Origin of the sequence: Paenibacillus massiliensis 2301065 = DSM 16942 (genome assembly GCF_000377505.1) — a bacterium.
GTDB classification, from domain to species: domain Bacteria; phylum Bacillota; class Bacilli; order Paenibacillales; family Paenibacillaceae; genus Paenibacillus; species Paenibacillus massiliensis.
Genome location: NZ_KB898191.1, coordinates 236,334 through 259,839 on the forward strand (window position 1 = coordinate 236,334; position 23,506 = coordinate 259,839).

The 23,506-nt window shown below is 48.8% G+C and carries 15 protein-coding genes and 1 tRNA gene; 8 read left to right on the forward strand and 8 right to left on the reverse strand.

Features of this window, described 5'->3' with window-relative positions; translation table 11 throughout:
• Positions 1-141: 141 nt before the first annotated feature.
• Genes gndA through zwf form a run of 3 tightly spaced genes read right to left on the reverse strand, consistent with a single transcriptional unit; the run spans position 142 to position 3,792 of the window.
• Positions 142-1,548 (reverse strand): NADP-dependent phosphogluconate dehydrogenase, encoded by a 1,407-nt coding sequence (gndA, locus tag D328_RS0115715; RefSeq protein WP_018885979.1) that lies wholly within the window; start codon positions 1,546-1,548, stop codon positions 142-144.
• Positions 1,549-1,578: 30 nt separating this feature from the next.
• Positions 1,579-2,244 carry a fructose-6-phosphate aldolase gene (gene fsa / locus D328_RS0115720; protein WP_018885980.1) on the reverse strand — a complete coding sequence of 222 codons (666 nt, stop codon included), beginning with the start codon at positions 2,242-2,244 and terminating at the stop codon, positions 1,579-1,581.
• A 30-nt stretch (positions 2,245-2,274) separates the two neighbouring features.
• On the reverse strand, positions 2,275-3,792 hold the full coding sequence (gene zwf / locus D328_RS0115725; protein WP_018885981.1) for a glucose-6-phosphate dehydrogenase: 1,518 nt from the start codon (positions 3,790-3,792) through the stop codon (positions 2,275-2,277).
• Between the two features lie 124 nt (positions 3,793-3,916).
• Here zwf and D328_RS0115730 point away from each other — a divergent pair, with 124 nt between their 5' ends.
• Entirely contained in the window at positions 3,917-4,801 is an 885-nt protein-coding gene (locus tag D328_RS0115730) for a LysR family transcriptional regulator (protein WP_018885982.1), read from the forward strand.
• Positions 4,802-5,024: 223 nt separating this feature from the next.
• Here the strand turns inward: D328_RS0115730 and D328_RS31565 are convergent, their stop codons facing one another.
• The 3 genes from D328_RS31565 to D328_RS0115745 form a co-directional block, all read right to left on the reverse strand.
• The gene (locus D328_RS31565) at positions 5,025-6,533 is read right to left on the reverse strand and encodes a collagen-like triple helix repeat-containing protein (RefSeq protein ID WP_018885983.1); all 1,509 of its coding nucleotides are present in this window, start codon (positions 6,531-6,533) and stop codon (positions 5,025-5,027) included.
• A 97-nt stretch (positions 6,534-6,630) separates the two neighbouring features.
• Positions 6,631-6,819: a hypothetical protein gene (locus D328_RS0115740; RefSeq protein ID WP_018885984.1), complete on the reverse strand. Its 189-nt coding sequence runs from the start codon at positions 6,817-6,819 to the stop codon at positions 6,631-6,633.
• A gap of 138 nt (positions 6,820-6,957) precedes the next feature.
• Positions 6,958-15,222 (reverse strand): leucine-rich repeat protein, encoded by an 8,265-nt coding sequence (locus D328_RS0115745; protein WP_026281218.1) that lies wholly within the window; start codon positions 15,220-15,222, stop codon positions 6,958-6,960.
• A 573-nt stretch (positions 15,223-15,795) separates the two neighbouring features.
• On the opposite strand from D328_RS0115745, the gene D328_RS29280 reads away from it, so the two are divergent.
• Together D328_RS29280 and D328_RS0115755 are read left to right on the forward strand one after the other, a co-directional pair.
• Positions 15,796-17,289, forward strand: coding sequence for an ATP-binding protein (locus D328_RS29280; protein WP_018885985.1), 1,494 nt, complete (start codon positions 15,796-15,798; stop codon positions 17,287-17,289).
• Positions 17,286-17,987: a response regulator gene (locus D328_RS0115755; RefSeq protein WP_018885986.1), complete on the forward strand. Its 702-nt coding sequence runs from the start codon at positions 17,286-17,288 to the stop codon at positions 17,985-17,987. Before D328_RS29280 ends, D328_RS0115755 begins: the two co-directional genes overlap by 4 nt.
• 227 nt (positions 17,988-18,214) lie before the next feature.
• On the opposite strand, the gene D328_RS0115760 is transcribed toward D328_RS0115755, so the two are convergent.
• On the reverse strand, positions 18,215-18,565 hold the full coding sequence (locus D328_RS0115760; protein WP_018885987.1) for a winged helix-turn-helix transcriptional regulator: 351 nt from the start codon (positions 18,563-18,565) through the stop codon (positions 18,215-18,217).
• Between the two features lie 167 nt (positions 18,566-18,732).
• Between D328_RS0115760 and D328_RS0115765 the strand changes: the two genes are divergently transcribed.
• Positions 18,733-19,647, forward strand: a complete 915-nt coding sequence (locus D328_RS0115765) for a DsbA family protein (protein ID WP_018885988.1) — start codon at positions 18,733-18,735, stop codon at positions 19,645-19,647.
• A 252-nt stretch (positions 19,648-19,899) separates the two neighbouring features.
• On the opposite strand, the gene D328_RS0115770 is transcribed toward D328_RS0115765, so the two are convergent.
• Positions 19,900-19,984, reverse strand: a tRNA-Leu gene (locus D328_RS0115770).
• A gap of 212 nt (positions 19,985-20,196) precedes the next feature.
• Here D328_RS0115770 and ilvB point away from each other — a divergent pair.
• The 4 genes from ilvB to D328_RS31895 all read left to right on the forward strand — a co-directional run bounded on the left by ilvB (position 20,197) and on the right by D328_RS31895 (position 23,370).
• Positions 20,197-21,876 carry a biosynthetic-type acetolactate synthase large subunit gene (gene ilvB, locus D328_RS0115775; protein WP_018885989.1) on the forward strand — a complete coding sequence of 560 codons (1,680 nt, stop codon included), beginning with the start codon at positions 20,197-20,199 and terminating at the stop codon, positions 21,874-21,876.
• A 22-nt stretch (positions 21,877-21,898) separates the two neighbouring features.
• Positions 21,899-22,435 carry a flavin reductase family protein gene (locus D328_RS0115780; RefSeq protein WP_018885990.1) on the forward strand — a complete coding sequence of 179 codons (537 nt, stop codon included), beginning with the start codon at positions 21,899-21,901 and terminating at the stop codon, positions 22,433-22,435.
• A 32-nt stretch (positions 22,436-22,467) separates the two neighbouring features.
• A complete protein-coding gene (locus D328_RS0115785; protein ID WP_018885991.1) occupies positions 22,468-23,025 on the forward strand; it encodes a hemerythrin domain-containing protein in 558 nt (185 codons plus the stop codon).
• Positions 23,026-23,202: 177 nt separating this feature from the next.
• Positions 23,203-23,370 (forward strand): DUF6254 family protein, encoded by a 168-nt coding sequence (locus D328_RS31895; RefSeq protein ID WP_018885992.1) that lies wholly within the window; start codon positions 23,203-23,205, stop codon positions 23,368-23,370.
• Positions 23,371-23,506 lie beyond the last annotated feature (136 nt).

Sequence of the window (23,506 nt, forward strand, 5' to 3'; positions counted from 1 at the left end):
GTAAGATCAAGGAAAACCTTGAATTTACGTACTACACAGAGTGCTTTTTGCTGTTTCTATCATTTATTAATTATCAAGCTTTGCTTGCCCCATTCACAATCCATCATCGCAGTTGCTCTGTGACGTGGTCGTGTTGAACAATTACATCCATTGATGGTGGAACGTACCTTCCTTATCCACACGCTGGAACGTATGCGCTCCAAAGTAGTCACGTTGCGCCTGCAGCAGGTTGGCCGGCAGACGTTCTGTGCGATAGCTATCATAGTATGCCAGTGCCGAAGCAAAGGCAGGAACCGGAATACCACGGGTAACCGCAATCGCAATTACTTTTCTCCAAGCATCCTGATAATCATCTACGATTTTGCCAAAGTATTGATCAAGGAACAGGTTCTTCAGCCCAGGCTCACGGTCATACGCATCCTTGATGTTCTGCAGGAAGCCAGCACGAATGATGCATCCACCACGGAAGATCATAGCGATAGATCCGTAGTCCAGATTCCAATCATACGTGTCGGAAGCTGCTCTCATTTGAGCAAAACCTTGTGCATAGGAAGCAATCTTGCTGGCATACAGTGCCTTGCGAACGGCTTCGATGAATTCTTCACGATCACCATCAAAGCTGCTCGCTGCCGGGCCACTCAGCTTCTTGCTGGCTGCCACACGCTCTTCCTTCAACGCCGAAATAAAGCGGGAGAAGACTGACTCTGTAATGATGGACAGTGGGACGCCCAGATCCAGAGAGCTTTGGCTAGTCCATTTACCCGTACCTTTCTGACCAGCAGAATCGAGGATCACATCAACCATTGGCTTGCCCGTGTCTGGGTCTGTCTTGGAGAAGATATCCGCTGTAATCTCGATCAGATAGCTGTCCAGCTCTCCCTTGTTCCATTCGCTGAAGATTTCATGCAGCTCGGAGGAGCTAACACCTAGTACATCCTTGAGCAAATGATAGGCTTCTCCGATCAATTGCATATCTCCATACTCAATACCGTTATGCACCATCTTCACATAATGGCCTGCGCCATCTGGTCCAATGTAAGTGGAGCACGCATCTTCACCCACTTTGGCGGAGATGGCTGTCAGTATAGGCTCTACCAGTTCATAGGCACTCTTCTGTCCGCCTGGCATAATTGCTGGTCCTTTAAGCGCTCCTTCTTCCCCACCCGACACACCTGCGCCGATGAAGCGGAAGCCCTTCGCTTCCAGATCCTTACTACGACGTTGTGTATCTGGGAAGTGAGCGTTACCTCCGTCAATGATGATATCGCCTGGCTCCAGATGAGGAACCAGGGAATCAATCGTAGCATCTGTTCCTTGTCCCGCTTGCACCATGATCAGAATCTTGCGTGGAACCTCCAAGGAGGCCACGAATTCTTCAATACTATATGTCGGAAGCAGCTGTTTGCCTGCGGCTTCCTGCACGAGGGCATCCGTCTTCTCACGGGAACGGTTATACACGGAGACTGTGAAGCCTCTGCTCTCAATATTCAGGGCAAGGTTTTTACCCATGACTGCGAGTCCAATTACACCAATTTGTTGTTTACTCATGTCTTGTTTGCCTCCAATGAATTGCTGCGATTATTGAGTTGTCTTAGCCCAATCTGCTGCGAATTTTTCCAAGCCTTGATCGGTCAGCGGATGCTTGGCGATCTGCTCGATGACTGTGAAAGGTACGGTTGCAATATGTGCTCCTGCCAGGGCTACGCGGGTAACGTGGTCCGGATGGCGAACGGAAGCTGCAATGATCTGCGTATCCAACTGATGCACGCGGAACAACTCGGCAACCTTCGCTACCAGCTGTACCCCATCCTCAGAGATATCATCCAGACGCCCCAGGAACGGAGATACGTAAGTCGCACCTGCACGCGCCGCCAGCAATGCCTGGTTCACAGTGAAGATCAAGGTTACGTTGGTCTTCACACCCTTTTGAGTGAGGTAACGGCAGGCTTCCAATCCAGCCAATGTCATCGGCAGCTTGATAGTAATATTTTTATCATTATTATTGATCTTGATCAGTTCGTTCGCCTCGGCAATCATCTCTTCTGCCGTAATCGCGTTCGGCGTTACTTCGGCAGAGACAGATTCCACATCGGGAACGGCCTGCAGAATTTCAGCAATGCGATCCTCGAATTTCACACCCTCCTTCGCCACGAGCGAAGGATTTGTTGTTACACCAGACAAAACACCGATTTTATGAGCAGTCTTGATAGCTTCCACATTAGCTGTGTCAATGAAAAACTTCATACGTAAACGACCTCCATTTGGTGTATTTTATTAGTGTTCAAGAACAACTTCCTTACGTGATTCAGCCGAAGCCGGAGTATCCGTCTCCTTCTCGTCGAACCACCAGTGGTACCCATCCTGTGCCAATAGCGCATCGGATTCAGCTGGTCCGTAAGAACCAGCAGGATACATGTAAAGTGGAACCTGGTTGTCAGCAAAGGCTTCAAGCACAGGCTGTACCCAAGCCCAGGACATCTCAACCTCATCCCAATGTGCGAAGAAGGTTGGATTCCCTTGCATTGCATCACAGATCAGACTTTCATATGCCTCTGGCAGCACGCCATCCTTCGGATGCAGATCAATGTGTATCGGCTTCAGCTTGCCATTTCCTTGTGGATCTGGTGTGTTCAGCTGTAGCGTAATTCGCTCATCTGGACTCATCTCGACAATCAGCAGATTAGGAGCGATATCACCCTGCTCTGTACCCGTCTGCTTAAGTGGCTCCTTGAATTCGATAACAATGCGCGTAGATTTCTCCTTCAGGCGCTTGCCTGTACGAATATAGAAGGGAACACCACGCCAGAAATAATCATCAATCTGTAGACGAGCTGCGATAAAGGTATCATTCATGGACTCTGGTGCAATACCAGGTTCAGAGCGATAGTCTGGAACTGGCTTGCCCTGAATGGCACCCTCCGTGTACTGACCACGGATAATACTTAACCCTACCTCATGCTTTTGCACCGGAACGAGAGCCTCGATCACCTTCTTCTTCTTGGCACGCACACGATCAGCACCACTATTATGTGGAAGCTGAATAGCCGTCATCATGAGCAGTTGCAGCATATGGTTCTGGAACATGTCCCGGATCGCACCCACATGATCGTAGTAACCCGCTCGGGTCTCCACACCTACCGTTTCATTGGCCGTTATTTGCACATTTGCTATGTGATGGTTGTTCCATAGCGCCTGCAGCACCGGATTCGTCTGATGCAGAGACTCCAGTCTTTGCACCATAGGCTTGCCGAGATAATGGTCAATGCGATAAATCTCATCCTCGCGGAAAGCACTGCTCAACTTCTCATTTAATTGGCGAGCAGATGGCAGATCATGTCCGAACGGCTTCTCAATCACGAGACGCTTCCATCCGTTAGCTGAGCCAAGACCACTTGCTTGAATGTTCTCCGCAATCGGCTCAAAGAACTCAGGCCCCACGGACAGATAGAACAGGCGGTTCGGTGTTAGCCCCAGCTCTTCCTCTCTCTTCTCCACACGCTTAAGCAACTGCACGTAGTCTTCTACGTTTCCTATATTCAATACATTGTAGCGAAAGACCTGCAAGAATCGCTTCAATGCAGCATCGTCTGCTTGGCTTCTTGCAAAATTATGAATCGACTGCTCTACGTTATGTTGAAAAACTTCATCTGTGAGCTCGGTTCTTCCTAATCCAATTAAGGAAAATGAATGGGGAAGCTTCTCTTGTAGGAATAACTCGTACAAGGCTGGGTATATTTTACGCTTGGCAAGATCCCCTGTCGCGCCAAACAGTATAAATGTCGTTGGATCCATTTTCCTTACTCCTTTCAACAGAGTTGCCATGCAAGCTCTGGCTTCTTTTGGATAACTACACTATAATACGATCAGAAGCCATACATGTAATTGATAAATTTAAGAGGAGCTATAGATCAGGTCTATGAACAATAATTATGAGCTATACAAAGTATTCTACTGGGCAGCCAAGACCGGAAGCTTGACTCAAGCCGCCAAAGCGTTGTATCTGACGCAACCTAGCGTAAGTCATGCGATCAAGCAGCTGGAGAATAGCTTCGGAATGACCCTCTTCAACCGAAATGCCAAGGGTGTAGAGCTGACTCAGGAAGGTAACGTCTTGTATTCCTATATCGAGCAATCCCAGATCTTCATCTCCCTGGCAGAGGAGAAGATGGCTGCACTCAAAAAGCTCGAAAGCGGTGAGCTGCGCATCGGTGGCAGTGACTCGTTGTTCAAGCATTACATTCTTCCCTATCTTGAGAACTTTCATCACAAGTATCCGGGCATTAAGCTCCATCTGAACCACGGCACGACACCTGAAGTGATATCCTTCCTGAAGGAAGGAAAGATCGATCTTGGTGTTGTGCGCATGCCGATCGTTGACCCTCAGCTGGAGGTCAAGGAAACGTTACAGCTAAAGGATTGCTTTGTCGCTGGAGAGAAATATGCAGCTCTGAAAGGTGAGGTCCTAACTCTGGACAAGCTGTTGGAGTATCCCATCATTCTGTTCTCACGCAACAGTCGTGTCCGGGTAGCCATTACGGAATTGTTCGAAAGCTTCGGCCAGCGAATTCGGCCCGAGATTGAGGTCGGCAGCGTGGATCTGTTAATTGAAATTGCCAAGCGGGGCTTGGGCATCTCCTATGTTACCCGGGAATTCGTCACCAAGGAGCTGGAGGAAGGCTCACTGTTCGAGGTGCAATTGGATGTACAGCTTCCACCTTCTCACGTCGGTCTCATGATTATGAAGAACATGCCTTTATCCAGCGCAGCTACACGATTTATAGAGCTATTCAATTGTGAATGATACTGAGTAATGTAATGATTAGTGACATATTCTAACACTCTAAGATTAGGATAGATTTCGCCGTTGTGCTCCCAAAGCTTACATGTCCTAGTACCTTAATCAGATCAAATATGTATCGGTCAAGGGTACCAGCACTAGGTTAGTAAAAAAGAAGCCTCGAACAGTACCGCAATGTAGCGGACATTCGAGGCTTGCTTTTTATTATCAGGTTGGCCGTTTGTCTCTATGCCAGCCTTTGAATAACGATAGATGCACTTACTGTTGGTGTACCTCCGCCAATCTGGTTACGCAGTAAGACTGTTCCTGTATCGTCAATACGGTTCAGCGTCAATACCCCTCCTGCAGTCAGTGCGGTCACCACTTGCCCTTGGTATGGATTATCACCAGCTTGTGAGCCATAGTTACTGCATAATACCAGAGCTGCAGGTGGTGCACCTGCCGGATCGAAGAACAATCCGAAGGCTGTGTTGCCCTCTTGCGGGAACACTTCCCAGCTAATGCTATAAATGCCCGTCGTATTGATATTGATGCTGGATGGTGCTGTAAATGTAATGGCAGCCGAGCCTAACAACGAGTCTGTAAAGGTCACCGCGCCACCTTGCCCACCTGCCACTGGGGCGGCTGCTACGTTTTGCTCTGCTGTACTGCACAAGAAAGCAAAATCAGAAATACCTCCTGTAGCACCTGTTGCTCCCGTAGCACCTGTTGCCCCTGTTGCACCTGTCGCTCCCGTTGCTCCCGTTGCACCTGTCGCTCCTGTTGCACCTGTCGCTCCCGTAGCTCCTGTTGCTCCCGTTGCACCTGTCGCTCCCGTTGCTCCTGTTGCTCCTGTCGCTCCTGTTGCTCCCGTTGCACCTGTCGCTCCCGTTGCTCCTGTTGCTCCTGTCGCTCCCGTTGCTCCCGTTGCACCTGTCGCTCCCGTGGCTCCTGTCGCTCCCGTAGCTCCTGTTGCTCCCGTAGCTCCTGTCGCTCCCGTTGCTCCTGTTGCTCCCGTTGCACCTGTTGCTCCCGTTGCACCTGTCGCTCCCGTGGCTCCTGTCGCTCCCGTAGCTCCTGTTGCTCCCGTAGCTCCTGTCGCTCCCGTTGCTCCTGTTGCTCCCGTTGCACCTGTTGCTCCCGTTGCACCTGTCGCTCCCGTGGCTCCTGTCGCTCCTGTCGCTCCCGTTGCTCCTGTTGCTCCCGTAGCTCCTGTCGCTCCCGTTGCTCCTGTTGCTCCCGTTGCACCTGTTGCTCCCGTTGCACCTGTTGCTCCCGTGGCTCCTGTCGCTCCCGTTGCTCCTGTCGCTCCCGTTGCTCCTGTCGCTCCCGTTGCTCCTGTTGCTCCCGTTGCTCCTGTTGCTCCTGTCGCCCCTGTTACCCCCTGTGGGCCTTGCGGACCTATTGGGCCCTGCGGCCCTTGCGGACCTGTTGGGCCTGTCGGGCCTGTGGCCCCACGAGCTCCTGTAGCACCTGTTGGACCGGGTACTCCCGGTACCCCTGGTACGCCTGGTACGCCTGGTACCCCTGGTACTCCAGGTACACCTTGTGCTCCGGTAGCCCCTTTTGGCCCAATCGGGCCCTGTGGCCCTGGTGGGCCTGGAACCGGAGTGACCTCAACAATCGGCGGAGGGCATATTGGCTTGATTACTTTTTTCTTCAGTACTACTACCTTTCCGCGGTGTTTCTTAACTCTGCATACTTTCTTGATTTTTTTTCTGCATTTCAATTTGGAATTGTGGTTATGACATTTCATGTGGACTAAGCACCTCCCTAATGGATAATCCATCCTACGTCAACCGTCTAAGGCTGGTATAGATTCATGCCCATTACTTTAGAAAAGGGGCTTGTTCTTAGGAGAGAATATCCATATACACACAAGCAAGTCCGCTTCGTCCGGGAGCTGTACCAACAGGATTTGTCAGTTCATTGCCAATCATCATTAGCACTAGCCGTAAGCTATGAATCTGTTTTCCCAGTGACAACTGAGTCTGTCTCCATTCCCTCCATTCCCGCATACCAGGCATCTTCAGCTCTCGCAAAAAAACTCCTTGCATATAGTGGCGGATATACCGACCAGTCATATACAAGGAGCAGCTCAATTTCTAATTAAGTTACTTTAGTGTACTTTCCTAATGACTTGAATTTTCAGGAAATCTAAGCCACCAAGTTCTTCTCTCTTAATTCAAATTATAAATTCTGTACAGGAATACAGCAGCCTCTGCGCGGGTGGTTGGCGATTTAGGCTGAATCTTGCCATCAGCCCCCGTGATCAACCCCTCATGTACAAGTGTTGCTACACCCTCGGCGGCATAGCCAGCAACCTCTGCACGATCATTAAAGGCCTGAATGGCTTCTACCGAGGCTGCATTGGCAGTTAGAGTATCTGCCTTGCGCAGTGCCTTATACGTCATGACCATCATATCCTGTCTGGATATCGGCGTATTCGGGCCGAATTCATTGTTGCCCATACCATCTACAATACCCAATTGCTTGGAAATTCCAGCAGCCTCGTAGTAGTAGCTACCTTGTTGCACATCAGTAAAGTTACTATCGATGTTTGCTGTCAAGCCCAGCGTCTTAACTAGCAAAGTCAGATATTCTGCACGAGTAATCTGCTTCGCTGGCGAGAATTGATTTGCTGCTGTGCCTTGGATAATTCCTTTGGATGCAAGCACCTCGATCGGTTGTTTGGCCCAAACGTGACGGTTCAAATCCTGGAAGGATTTCACGACATAAGCAACAGCATACTTGCTGAAATGATTCGTAGTAAAGCGTACTTCTCCAGTTGCTGCATCATAACGACCAGAGCTAACAGGAGTAGCCTGCCCTGACTCGTCAATATACTGGATGGTAATGAATTCTGGATTGTCGAGCTCAGCTGCTGTAGGTGTGTATGAAATAGCTACCTTCACAGCAGCTTGGTTGTTCTGCCATGCGAGTTCTCTATCTCCTACCCTGAGAAGAATATCGACTACCGGACGATCGCCAACCCATGCCTGTGCAGCTGCATCCAGTTGGTTATGATCTGCCGGACTCAGCAATAACGCAATCTGCTCGGCATCACCTGTTTGTGTTCCTTGAAGCATATTGCTTGGCAATGTAACTGTAGCCAGATTGGTCTTGATGTGTAACGCTCGTGATGCATTCGATGCTGTCAGGAAGCTAGCCGGCAAAATTACCTCATACGACTTCGCTCCCTCAGCTTCAATGGTGATATTCACCGTTGTAATTCCTTTGCCATCCGCTTGTGTAGCAGCGAAGGCGCTGGTAAGGAAATCTGCATCCATCGTAACTGTAGCTTGACCTGTGCTCGCATTCAATCGGGTCTGGAACGATGTGATCGCATTTCCACTTGCATCAAGCACACGCACTGTTGCTGGGACTGTGGTCGTAGCTCCACCTCCACTTGTGCTTGTACCGCTATTGTTCCCACCGGCTTCGCTACCGATATCTTCTCCTGAGCTACCTCCGCCATTATTGCCTCCACCGTTATTACCACCACCGTTGTTACCTCCTCCGTTGTTGCTAGAGTCGGTAATCGAGATTACGATAGCAGCTGCTTGGCCTTGGTCAAACTGTACCTGCAAGACTAGCTCTCCTACAGGCTGCGTAGCAAGATATGCTTGGCTGATAACCAGGCTTTGTCCATCCACCCGATAGGAGCCTTCTCCGATAGACTCACCATTTACGGTGACATCTGTAATCGAGGAAGCGTCGTTCCAGGTCACGTTCATCGTAACATCCTGCTGCTTGTCCTCCTTCTTGTCGAAGGTGGCCGTTCTAGGGCTGATGTCTGCCGAGATGATAGGCACCTCTGTATCACGGATCGCCTCAATGGTCAGCACAGCCTTGTCACCGAAGTCAAAGAACAATTCGACAGTCACCTGGTCCCCTTCATTAAGATGCAAGGCGGACAATAAGCCTTCTTTGATGTTAAGGGTATTTCCGTCAATCGTGTAGTCAAGACCTTGTTTCATTTCATTTCTGCTGTACACAGCGTCCGTGACACTCATGCTAGGTCCTTCATTCATGCCATAGACAGCTAAGGTTACACTCTGTGCGTCATTCCAGTTGATCGCAGTGCTCACATCAGCAGGCTTGCTGATATTAAAGCTGCGTACCGCTGGTGTAAGTGTCGCTGACACAGTCGAAATGATCACGTGGCCGGATGACAGGACCTCCAGTTCACGTGCACCTGATCGAACGACACCTGTCTCATCCTTAGCATCGGCATAGACCGTATACTTGCCTGGCTCAGGAAGGGTCCACTCATAGGTAGTGGCTCCTGCATAGGTATCCAATGTCACTGTCTGCTCTGTCTGTGCATCCCATGCACGGAAGGAGAAGGATTTGGCTCCAATACCTCCCTCAGCCTGAGCGCTTAGACTGATCGTTCCAGCTCCATCTTCATGTTTGGCCTTCACCTGCACCGTGATCGGATCATAGACCTTGAATGGAATTCCTTCATTAATCGCATGCTCCTCAGCCATCGAACCCTTCCATCCGTAAATGGTAGCCGCATTCGCATCAAATACTGCAAACCCCGGAATCGATACGCCCTCACCCAATACAACCGTCGTCAATTGTGGTGAGTCTGTGAAAGCAAAGGAACCAATAGTCGTATTGCTATCCAGGATAGCAACAGATTTCAATTGGCTGGAGAAGGCAAACGCCCAATCCTGCACTTGCTCGATCTGATTGCCCAGTACGACAGATTCGATACCGGTATCCGAGAAAGCAAACACGCCGATATCCTTCAGGCTATTCGGGAACGTAACCTCTTTGAGTTGATTAACTCCGTTAAAGGCTGAGGTTCCGACGGATTCCAAACCTTCCGGGAACTGCACCTCTGACAGGAATTTCGCATTCTGGAACGCATAATTGCTTATCCGGGTAACCGTTGACGGAATACTGTATACAGCATCCGGCTTGGCAATCGGATATTGAATCAGCAGCGTCCGTGCTTGATCCAGCAGTACACCATCCTCACTGGCATAAGCCTTATTCTCCGGGTCCACATTTACGCTGGTAATCATGCGTGAGCTGGCAAAAGGATTCGAACCGATCTTTGTCACGCCTTTACCAATGTTAATTACCGACAATCGCTCATTATTGGATAATACGAAATCACCCAATGACTCTACTTGCTCTGGGAACGTAATTTCCACCAGACTACTATTGTATTGGAATACATAGTCTCCGATGCTTCTGACACCAGTACCCAGATCTATATTACGTGTGTTTGCATTGTAAGCAAAAGTATACGGGTTCAAGTGCGTGACACCGCTGCCTACGGTAACGGATTCAAGTCCATCATTATGATAGAATGCTGATCGTCCAATATCAGTCACACTATCAGGAATCGTAAGCGTACGGATACTGGTGCTATTAGCAAATCCAAACTCACCGATTGTTGCAAGCGTCGTCCCAAGATCAATGGAATTCAGCTTCGTGCTATAGTTGAACGCATAATCATCCACTTTGCTTACCGATTCAGGGATGGCATAGCTGTCTCGGCCATGTCCTACGGTGTAACGCACCAGCGTGTCCTGTTGCTTGTCAAACAGTACTCCATCCATACTTGAGTATGCTGGATTCTCGGCATCGACTTCAATACTACTCAGACTGGAGCTTCCATTGCTGTCAAATACCTGCTTGCCTAGTGAGGTAACACCTTTACTAATCTCAACATGACGTAGGCGAGGAATATAAGCAAACGCCATATCTCCAACCGTTGTTACGTTATCCGGGATATTCAGGCTCTCAAGCTGTGTCTCGATAAAGGCTGATTTCCCAATCGTCTGCAGGCCGCTTCCCAAGTCCAGTGTAGCGATTTTGGTACCTGCAAAAGAAGCATCTCCTATAGACACCATCGTATCCGGCAGCTCCAGCGAGTCCATGTTTACAGAAAGGAAGGCTTCATTGCCAATCGTCTGCAGCACTGGTGGAAGCTGTATCTCTTTCAGACTTTGGGCTGCATAGAAGGCTCTGTCACCAATAGCTGTTACCCCATCAGGAATATTGACCGTGATCATATTTACGTTTTCTGCGAATAGACCGTTACTGATCCGGGTAATGCCATTTCCTAAATGAGCAGAGACCAGGTAACCGAGTTTTGCAAACGCGTAATCGCCAATCTCCGTGACTGAATCAGGAACCTCGATGCTCTTGATTTTTAGTGAATTATAGAAGCTTCGTTCACCAATGCTCTCGATACCATCCTCGAGCGTAACCAGAGCTAGGTGTGAGTTCTCTGCGAACGCATAAGCACCTATCTTCTTGACCGTTCCAGGTACACGGACGGACAGAATGTCATCGCGGTAATAAAATACATAATCGCCGATCTCCCTTACCTGCGAAGGGATAGCAATGTGACCGCCGTCGCCCTGATAGCTTACCAGCACGCCATCTACAATTGTGTAGTCAGCCAGTGACGGGTCCTCTACAGTAATGACGATGCTCGCCGATTTGCCAGAAGCTGTAGCTGTAATGGTAGCCGTACCTGCTGTCAGCGCTTTGACTACACCACTAGCATCTACGCTGACTACCGTGCTATCCGAGCTTGTCCAGGTAATCGGCTCGGTTACAATCTCCGGATTCGTCGATGCGACCACAGTCTGACTGGCTCCAATGGTCAAGGTCATGGTCTTCCTGTTCAATACAATACCTTCGTTGCCAATTGGTGTGACGGTCACCTGACTCACCGCCGTCTTCCCTCCAGCTTCAGCTGTGATCTGCGCTGTACCAGGTCCAATAGCAGTCACGGCTCCATGTGTGTCCACCGTAGCCACTGCAGGATCAGAGGTTGTCCAAATGACAGGCTGCTCTGCTTCAGCTGGTGTGAAGAACGCTCGTAGATCCTCTGTTGTACCTACAACAAGCGCAAGCTCTGTCTTGTCCAATGTGAGCTCCGTGAGCTCAATAGGGTCCAGTATGATATTTGCACTAGTGTAATTCAATGCATAGTCGAACAAGTCCACTTTAATTCTATGCGTAGAAAGACCGTTCTGCGTCAGTGTATCACGAACGTTGCTAATATCCATGGTGACCTTATTTACAGCGGTACCATCCGCCAGCTTCTCATCCGCATCACGAATTGGATACAGATCGCTCAGGGCACCGCCGTCTAGGGTAGCCAATTGCAGACCACTAATATAGTGATTGTCTGTAATATTCATTTGCAGGAAGGTCTTTCCATCCTTTTCATAAATGTTGTAATCCGTCAGCACAGGTCCGGTCTTGTCATAGGCAAAATCAAAGCTCCATGTGTCCTTACCTTGCCCATTCGTTCCTGCCGCAGTAGCTTCTATCTTGTAGGTATACATACCCTCTGGCACTTCACTGTTATTCGTATCCAATCCATCAAAGGTCGGGGAAGTACCGAGCAGCGCTTCCGCCCAGCTTACCAGATCAAGGGATGGGAAATACAAGGACTTGCGTACATGTGAATAATTGGTTTCCTTATACACATGCCCGTCTTTACCCATGACTGTGAAGCTCATATCCTCCGCATTGCGAAGCAGTCCCGTGTTCGTACCCAGGATTTTAGAGCTGTTGCCCAGACTCTGTGGAGAGATTGCAAATTTCTCTGGCATCACTCCCCAGTTTAATCCTTTGGCGATGGCAATATGATTTTGTCCCAGCACATTGCCCTGCTCTGGGAATGCATTGTATACCGTGCTCCCAAACATGGAGTAGCCTTCATCACCATATTCAGTTCCATCCAGCATCGGCAGCTGTCCCCAGTCTCCGTAGAAGGCCAGGAAAGGCAACGAAAGATCCACACCGGAATCAGCGTCCAGCATGACAAATCCGTCTACAAAAGTTCCGTTAGGTGTCTGACGATTGAATTGTGCTTTCATCGTATCTGACAGTGTAATCGTAACTGTAACCGCTGCGCTTCCTCGAGCAGGTACGGTTACCTTGCCATTAGTTGCTCCACTGTATTGAATGTTGATGCCATTACCAGCATAATCCGTAGATTTCTGTTCCAGCAGAGACTTGCCGTTGCTAGTTATTACATTCTCAGATAAGGCTGCTGTATTCAGCTCATAGCTCAACTCCTCATCAGAGATGCTATGGATGCGGAAGGTGAACGAGTAGCTTCCACTCTTGCCGTCTCCCAGCTCGGCCTTCGGTCTATCATTGCCCTCTACGCTCAAGTACGCTCCAGTCGTAATGGCTCCGGTCACATCTGCCAGACCAGCACCCTGTTTGCGTGGGGAATAGAATTGACCACTGCTTGCATCCTTCGCCGGATGAGCTGTACTCATCAGTAAGGAATGCACCAATTTCTCCTGGGTCACCGGATCAGTGATGCTCAGTGTGTTCGTGACATATTGCTTCACCAGAGCTTCTGCACCTGCAATATGAGGCGAAGCCATGGAAGTCCCGCTCATGCTCTTGTAGGCATTGCCGAGAACCGTGGAATAGATCCCCTCGCCTGGAGCTGTAATCTCAGGCTTCAGCTTCAAGTCTGGCGCTACGCCCCACGAGGAGAACGCAGACATATTACCGCCTTCTGGATTCGTTATGCTTGTCTTCAAGGAATCACTCAGTGTTAATTTTTTCGTCTGCAATCCAGCCAGATATTCTCCGTCGTTCTGTGAGATGGCTACAGCCGGGATATAATAGGAGCCAATGTCCATTTTTAGCTGACCCGCTACATTGTTATAGACGACCACTGCTACCGCACCAGCTGCGTAGGCATTGTTCAGCTTTTGCTGGAAGCTGATTTCACCACCACGTGAGATCAGGGCAATTTTCCCCTTCAGATTTCCAGCGTTTTGAATGTCCGTAGTACTCCCCAACCCTACGTGAACATAGTCATATGTATCATTCAGTCCCTGGATTTTGGGATCACTATCATAAGACTGATCATTGAATACAATTTTGCGGTCTCCGCCAGCAATGTATGGAACATCCGACAATGTCATATTCGCCATGCTGGCTACAGACAGTGCAGAAGCGTACGTGGACGGTGATGCCACGATGGAATTGTCCGGGTCCGTCGCGAACGGCAGGTTCTGACCTGACTGATTACCATAGGCAGAGCTGTAGCTGTTACCTGCTGCCACAACCAGATTGACGCCAGCCTTTCCGATTCGATCGTACATCTCATCCTTGCTGGCCTCACCTTCCGTGCTGAAACCTGCATTGGCACCAAGACTCATATTAATGACGTCAGCACCCAGTTTTACCGAATCCTCTAGTGCAGCAATGATGCTCGCATCATTCGTGGAACCGTTCATGTCATCAAATACTTTCATAATCATGAGCTGTGCATCTGGCGCTACTCCCTTCAAGCGGTCACCGTTAGCTGCCACGATCCCTGCAACATGTGTACCATGCTCATTATCCGGGTCCCCGGATGGGATGACATTCGTGTCCTTGTCCGCATAATCATACGCATAGGGCACCTTGTCATTCACGTACACAGCATCCACATCGGAAATGCCAGAGGACATGCTTGTACTACCTAGCACGTTACTTACCTTCTGGCGTGTGTGCTTGAGCGTAAGTGCTGGTGGCATGTTCTTGGAGAAGGCCTCATGTTTCCAATCCAGCCCTGTGTCCACGACGGCTACTGTCGTACCTTTCCCTGTATATCCTGAACTGTTCGCCGTATTGGCACCAATCATTGCAGAGCTGCTCTCCATCAGTGTGCCGATGGACTGTACAGGCTCAATGGGGCCATAGGTAGTAGCAACCCAGGCATTCTTTACACCCGGAAGCTGCTGGATTCCTTCCAGGTTACTGTAGTCTGCTTTGATGGAGAATGCATTCATAACCATGTAATAGTCATACAGGACTTCTATTTCAGGCGCTTCTGCAAGCTCAGTGCTCGATGTAGAAGGAACAGTCAGCTTGGACTCACGAAGCGCTTGCCCCATCAACCCCTGCTGATTCAAGGTCGGCTCCGTCTGTGCCTCTTCAGCCGCCGCCTGCTCTGCGAACTCCTCCTCAGCAAGCTTTTGGATGCGGTTTTTTACGGTTCTATGCTGAACTTCAAGATTATTCTCGCTGGTGCTGAATGAACTGATTCGGCTGCGAAGCGCCTGTGCAGATGTACGCGATAGCAGTGGAGCACCATCCAATTCCACCATGATGATGACTTCCCCACCAGGCTCATAAGTCGTATTGATCACACTTGCTGGGCCATCCGTGCCATAAGTGACCTCTCCCACAGCTTTAAGAGCTGCCCCATTATTCGGCAGAGTACCTGTCTCCAGTTGTGTTCTAAAGGACGGCCCCCCCGAGCCATACCTTCCTGCCTGATTCGTAGATGACGTCCCGAACTCGGATAAAGCTGACGCCGATATTCCGGTCCATTCTTGCCCTGCCTCTTGTGCAAAGCCAATTCCTGTAGCACCCAAGCTGTTACCTACGAGCAAGGCGGTAACGATACTTGCTGCCCACTGTTTCTTCCAACGGTTGACCAATCTTGTCCCCTCCCGAACTTGATATACACTTTGATATACACTCATGAATAAGACCCGGCCGGATCCATATCAGCATCATTTCTGTATCTGTCTCTAGCGCGATGCCCATAAATGATAATGATAATTATTATCAATATAAAGAATAGTAGTAGATATCGTCAATAAAAAAATGTCTACCGCTAGTTGTCGGCAGACATTCTTCCTGTAAATATACGATTCAAATTCTTCAAAGGGATACGATAATAACCCATAAATATAACTCACAAGACTCCATCATACTTTATTGGGACAGCATACCCTACAGTACAATAATCAGCTTTAATACGTTAACGATCGCTTCTCCCCGAAAGCCTCGTACCCCGCCCTCCTGAGCTCGTTTATGCTCATGTTTTTTAGGCCTTCATCATATTTTTATGAAATTTTTACACCCTGGAATGATATCTTTTACTCCTTTTTTACAGTAACCTAAAGTGTGAATGCATCGAACAAGGAACAGGGTGTGATAACTTGTCTGCACAGGATCGATTTCGATTTTGGATAAAATCAGGACCGTACCTAGGGACCACATTAGGCATGACAATAATGACGGTTATCTTACAGCAGCTTGGAGTCGATCTGGTGAGTATTGCATTACTCTACTTGCTGCCGGTACTTGTCAATGCTGCAATATGGGGCCTGTATGCAGCTATATATGCTGCCTGTCTAGGCGTGCTGGGCTTTAACTTCTTTTTCGTGCCCCCACTTGCGAGCTTCTCCGTATCGGATGCGCACTATCTGGTTACCTTCGGAGTGTATTTTGCAGTAGCTGCTCTTACAGCTGGGCTAGCGGCCAAGTTGAATAAGCAAATTCGTATATCCGCTCAGAGAGAGGCACACACTGCAGCGCTGTATACCCTTAGCAAGCAACTGGGCACGACCAATGATACGTCCAGCTTACTGGCCCAATTTGCTGAGCACGTGCATAGTAGCCTTGGGATAGACACATTTGTTTACCTAGCAGAGTCGAGCAGTTCGCTCGTTCTTGTCTACCCGTTGACTCCCTCAGCAGACAACGGGTCGATTTCTACTGAGGCAGCTCTCGCCAAAAACGTATATGTGACGGGAGAAGCCTCGGCACTGTCCCCCAGCGACTCAGATAAATCGTTAGGCTATATGCTACCTCTACGAACAGAAGATGGTCCCTTTGGTGTACTGGCATTGTATATGTCGCAAGAAGCAGCTGTCGGGAGCAGCAATGAATATTTTCGTCTCTTTGAGGGACTTGGCGGATTGATCTCCAGTGCCATTGCGCGAATCAAGCTGGCGGAAGAGGCCAGGCTTGCTCACGTCACAGCCGAGTCAGAGCGTCTGCGCACAGCCATTCTGAATTCAGTATCGCATGAGCTACGAACCCCACTTGCAGCCATTATCGGCTCGGCTACAGGACTAATTGAGAATGAACGACTCTTCTCTCAGGAGGATCGTGCAGAACTGTTAATGACAATTCGAGACGGAGCCCTGCGCATGAATCGTCTAGTGCTGAATTTGCTAGGGATGGCACGACTTGAAGGTGGTATGCTGCGTCTACGAGAGAACTGGTGCGACATTGAGGATATAATTGGTGTGACGCTGTCCCAGGTCAAGGACGACCAGGAGCATCGTGAGCTCGTAGTCAAGCTACCCGAGGGCGACCCCATCCTGGTATTCGGTGATGAGGTGCTGCTGGAGCAAATGCTGGTCAATGTCATCAGCAATGCTATAAAGTACAGCCCGGATTACAGCAAAATTATCGTTACAGTGCGATTGGAGGCTGAACAAGTTATTATTATGGTCTCGGATCACGGTATCGGAATCCAACAGGAGGAATATGAACGAATCTTCGATAAATTCTACCGTTCGGAGCGAGCCATGCCAATTACAGGCACAGGCTTGGGGCTGGCAATCAGCAAAGGTATCGCTGAATTGCATGAGGGAACGATTGTAGCTGGACCCCATGAGCCACAAGGAACAACCATTACGATTACGCTGCCTGAGCGGCCAACAATGCAGCTACGTACGGACTCGCGAAAGGAGCCGGAGGAAGAATGACCACGCAAGAGCAAGGAGCACGAATTCTAATCATTGACGATGAACCACAGATCCGTAAGCTGCTGAAGGTCACACTGCAGGCCCATCAATATGCAGTCAGTGAAGCGGCTACAGGAGAGGAAGGCTTGCGACAGGCGACATTGACCTCGCCAGATATTATCCTGCTGGATCTCGGTCTGCCTGACAGATCCGGTATGGATGTCCTGGCAGGGATTCGGGAATGGTCGAATGTGCCTATCCTTGTCCTCACGGCCAAGGACAGAGAAGAGGACAAGATTGCTGCGCTGGATAGCGGAGCTGATGATTATGTAACCAAGCCATTCGGGATGGGGGAGCTGGTCGCACGTATCCGTGTGGCACTCAGGCATATGGCCAAGTCTACACACGAACCAATTTTGACAGCAGGAGAACTTTCCATTGATCTCGCACAGCGCATTGTCAAGCTGCGTGATGAACGAATTAAGCTGACACCGACAGAATATGAGCTGCTCAAGGTTCTGACCACCCATGCAGGGAAGGTCGTCACACAGCGGCAGTTGCTACAGCAGGTGTGGGGTAGTCAGCATAATGAATCAGACAGCCACTATCTGCGTATCTATATCGGCCATCTGCGCAAGAAGCTGGAGGAGGACTCCACCAGGCCCCGATGGATTATAACCGAGCCGGGAATTGGCTATCGTTTCATATCGGGAGAATAGCAACGTAAGAATACCCAAAAAGCCCAGTGACGACTAGCGAGTGTATCGCCAGGCCAATCTGGGCATCAGGATTTCGGTATCATCAATCCTACCTCATACCTATCCACTTGTTCATCTTTCCTGCCTCATACCTGCCTCCTACTATCCTCTTGTGCAACAATCTATCCCATGCCATCCGGCTTATTCTATACGGACCCTAGTACAAACTCATAGCTCCTTCCGTTCAACTACGAGCTAGCTGTCAGGTCCTGATAAGCTTCAATATTCTTCTCACCCCACGCCACAATCAATTCGATAATCGGTGCCAGCTCTTGTCCAGCTTTTGTAAGTGAGTACTCTACACGCGGGGGAATCTCGTGATACTGTTCCCTGTGCACGATGCCATAGTCCGTTAGCTCCTTCAGACAATTTGTCAGCGTCGTGCCCGTAATTCCATCGAGATTTCGCTTTAATTCGTTATACCTGATAGTCTTATACTCACACAAGAGGGCCAAAATCGGCAAATTCCACTTCCTACCGATGATGTTGAAGGCAAATGTCGCCGGACAGAGGCTATCTAATTGGGGCGCATAATTCATCGTTATACCTCCTATAGTATATTTTTTATACTAGGTTGTTTTAACAATAGTACTTGTTAGTATATATAGTTCTAATATAATTGTCTATACATAGAATAACTAGATTGATTGGTATCTTAGACAGACTTATTTGCTCCTAAAATCAAGCATCATGAAAGGACAATCCTATGAATAATCCAATGAATTGCAATCTTGAGACAGGTGTATGCGGGATCGGTGAGGACGACTCCCTGCAGATCGTGGATTTGAATACACCAAGTCAAAAAATCACCCTCTATTATGTAACAGACCCTATCTGTTCACACTGTTGGGCATTAGAGCCTGTGTTGAATCGCTTTCTCAAGCAATACGGGCATTATTTCAAGCTGCAGGTGGTGATGGGTGGACTGCTGCCGGGTTGGTCAGGGTTCGCTGACAGTGCCAATGGAATTCGCCAGCCTGCTGATGTTGCTCCTCACTGGCGAGAGGTTGGTGAACATTCACGCATGCCTATTGATGGTGCAGTCTGGTATAACGATCCCATCCAGTCCTCGTATCCCCCCTCTAGAGTGTTCAAGGTTATTCAGAAGAAGGATACACACAAGGCTCTGGATTTTCTGAGAAAAGCGAGAGAGGCTGTCTTCGTTCACAATCAAAATATCGCAAAAGACGATGTATTAAAGCAATTGGTAGGGGATATCGGTCTGAATGGAGAAGCTGTAGTGACCGAAGCAGCACTTGATTCATCTCAGGCGTTGTTGGACAAGGATTTTGAACTGTCCGCCAGACTTGGTGTGAGAGGATTCCCAACCCTAATGTTGGTCAATGAGGAGAATCAGGGTGTTAAAGTCGTAGGTGCCCGTTCTCTGGACATGTATGTCGAAGGATTGAAGCAGGTGCTCCAGCAAAATCCCGTTCCCGCAGCCCCGCCAGTTCTCAAGGATTGGCTTAGCGAAGGGCATTCGATCTATGCCAAGGAGCTGGAGATCATGTATGATCTTCAGCAAGAGGACGTGGCTGAATTCGTGGAGCGTACTGTGCCTTCCGTAGCTTATCAGACGCGTGACGTACTGGGCGAACTATGTATTATACCGATCAAGTAAATACACAAGAGGCTTGTCCTATACCGAAAGCTATAGGCAAGCCTCTTCTTTTGTTAGCGGCAGCAACTTCAATCTTGTGTCTGAACAGCTTCGTGTTATATCCATCCCGGGCTTTATCCATCCTAAGGTTAGCCATTAACCATGTTCTCAACAGAAAAACCCCGTGCCTGCCTTCCTCTAGTAACCCGTATAAAAATAGCTCCTATATGGTCAAAAACCATACAGGAGCTATTGAAAAATTCTTCATTAGGATGCGGTCGAGAGGACTCGAACCTCCACGGGGGGTTAGCCCACACGGACCTGAACCGTGCGCGTCTGCCAATTCCGCCACGACCGCATATGATCAAGTTTTCTCAAACCCGATAAATTAGATTATACGCTGTGTTCAGCAAGAAAGCAAGCATTATTTCCCTAGTTATTTTACAGTACGGTGCCTCTCCTCCCCATTCGCATCATTACTCAAGGCAGGCTGTTTTTAGCAAGAAGTGACTGGAATCACTTTGTTTATTTTTGGTTGCGCTACTCTATTACATAATAGGGGGTGCTACTGTGACTGGAGCAGAGTTGCTCATTGAGCTACTAATCGAACAAGGAATAACAACTATCTTCGGATATCCTGGGGGCGCGGTACTCCCGGTATACGATGCTTTGTATGAGAGTTCATCCATTCAGCATGTGCTGGTCAGACACGAGCAAGCTGCAGTACATGCCGCAGATGGTTATGCACGAGTGACGGGGCAGCCAGGCGTCGCACTTGTCACCAGTGGGCCGGGAGCGACCAATGCAATCACGGGTATAGCAACAGCTTATATGGACTCCGTACCTATGGTGATTCTGACGGGCCAGGTATCTTCTCATCTAATTGGTCTCGACAGCTTTCAAGAGGTCGACATCTACGGTATGACCATGTCCATCACCAAGCATAATTTCATGGTCATGGATATTCAAGACCTGCCAAGAATTATACAGAGCGCTTTTCATATCGCCACTACAGGACGCCCAGGTCCGGTATTAATTGATTTGCCCAAGAATATCATGCAGTCCCAAGCCTCTGGTGATTATGAATTCGAAGATATTTCATCCATTTCCTTATTAAGAGGCTACAAGTCTGATCCTATCATGACGACAAAGGATGTCCGCACCATCGTAAGCAAGCTGACTCATGCCTCCCGTCCAGCACTGCTCATTGGAGGAGGATGTATGTCTGAGTCAGCCTCCGAACTACTGATCTCCTTTATTGAACAAGCACACATCCCTGTGACCTCCACCATGATGGGCCTGGGAGCATTCCCGACGAACCATCCTCTACATTTGGGTATGGTCGGCATGCACGGCACTGTCGCTGCTAACAAGACCATTCAGCAGGCGGATGTTTTGTTATGTTTCGGTGTACGATTTAGCGACAGGGTATCCGGCAATCCCAAGGCCTTCTCACCTCATTCCTACAAAATTCAGGTCGATATTGACATGACCGAGCTGAATAAGAACGTTCAGGTGGATCTGGCTGTTCATAGCTCTGTTGATGCAGTACTTAGAGAGCTACTGAAGAGCAAGCTTGCGGGCTCCTGGAAGGAATGGAACGAGCATACTCACACCTTTTCCAAGAGAATTCCCTCTCTCCCCAAGCCAAGCGAAGGAGTGCTACAGCCGCAAGAGGTCATTCAGCTCATTCATGCCAAGACCGAAGGACGAGCCATTGTAGCCACGGATGTAGGCCAGCACCAGATCTGGACGGCACACCATTATCCATTTTCCCGTCCGCGCTCCTTCTTAACCTCTGGTGGTCTTGGTACTATGGGCTATGGACTACCTGCAGCTATTGGGGCAGCTATGGCATGTCCGGAACAGCAGGTTGTCTGTATCAGCGGTGACGGAAGTATCCAGATGAATGTACAGGAGCTTATAACGGCAGTAGATTACGACCTCAATCTGACCATCGTCATTTTGAAGAATGGATATCTCGGGATGGTTAGACAATGGCAGCAGCTATTTCACGACAAGCGTTATTCGTCCGTTAAGATCTCGTCACCGAATTTTATTGAATTGGCTCAATCATACGGTGCATCCGGCTATCGAGCCAGCTCTTATGCAGATGCAGAGCGAATTATTGATCAGGCCCTGTCGAGGCGTGGAGTTGCAGTATTAGAGTTCGATATTACTGAAGAAATGAATGTCTATCCTATGATCCCACCTGGTGGGGACGCCAGTCAGACCATTGAATCTGAATAAATAATGTAATGGAGGAATAACGATGAGCAAGGTTCGTGTTAATTTTGAAAAGATGTATTACGGATTTCCTGCAGTACTCATAAGCTTCTATGACCAAAATGGTGTACCTAACGTAACCCCCATCTCCTCCTCCTATACACTGAAGGATATGATGGTGCTTGGCTTCAATAGTAAGGGATATGCCGTGCAGCAGATAAAAGAAGTTCGTGATTTTGTTGTAAATGTGCCTGACCAATCCTTACAGAATGAGGTGGATTACTGCGGTGCCCATTCCGGACATGACTGCCACAAGTTCGACTTTGTACAATTGACACCTGCTGCATCGACCGTAGTTCATGCACCCCTTATTCAGGAATGTCCCATCTCGATTGAGTGCAGTCTGACAGAGGTTATTGAAAGAGACGAATTCGGAGGAATTACGAATCTGATCGCCAGAATTAAGGGACGTTGCCTGGAAGAGGACTATGTGACAGCAGATGGCGGATTACTCATCTCAAGAGTCCATAACATTAATTACTTCGGTGACGGAAGAAGTCGTGGCTTCAAATATACAAAATAAGCTTGCAAAACTAATCCTAGGAGTGAATGACTATGCAACCGAATGGCCAATTTTGTCCAAGCAGTCTATTGAACGGAGAGCCTGTGGAGCTCTGCCCTCCGTTGGCCCAGCTGAAGCTGGAGCATCAGCCGCTAAGTGCACAAATGGATGAATTCTCAGCAGCAGCGGCACTTGTCGGCGAAGATGATCAAATACAGAATTGGCATGAGCCCATGAAGCGCCTTCGTGTGCAAATTAAAGATTTCTCAGAGCGTTTGCACCGTCATTCGGAAGTGGAGGAAGGGTTCCTCTTTCCTATGATGGCTACATATATCGGCCGCGACAATGGTCCCATTGCCGTCATGGAGTATGAGCATGACCAAGCTAAGGAACAGCTTGCCCTGTTCTTGACGGCCACGGATACACTCGATGAGCTGAGTGCTCCTCTCGCTGCTGAGGCTGCAATGAAAATTGCTTCCCATGCCATAGCCGCACGACAGATTTTGGTGTCGCATTTCATGAAGGAAGAGACGATATTATTCCCTATGGCGGAGAAGTTACTGTCGGACGCGGAGAAAAATCAGCTAGCGGAGATCATTCTTCAAAGCTAACCTCCTGTGATCGCCAGAGTTAGCCTGCATTAACGAATAATCGTCTGATATACCTCATTGATATGCCATGAAAGTCCGCATTCCTTGCGGACTTTTCTTTTGTTATATCTGTTCACGTATCAAGTGTATAATCGTCTTCGCGGTGCTCCATACTATCAGCAGAAAAGGAGGCTGATTATGAGCAGTTCCAAGAGTCGACGGGAGAACCGTTGGAAGCAGCAAAAAGAGGCTATTCATCCCCATGGTAAAATCAAGTCCCTGCACGAGCTATCGGAGGAATTCGGCCATACCAAACCTGATCATACTCCATCATCCTTAAATCCTCGTGATCGGGATGAATATTAGCGACTGAATGCATCAACAAACCAGTAATTGAAGATACAAAGAAACCTCTCCTTTGGAGTGGTAGCCAACACTACCATTTGCCCCAAAGAGAGGTCTCTTTTCGCGCTTTTAAAAAGATAAGAGTTTCATTCTATAT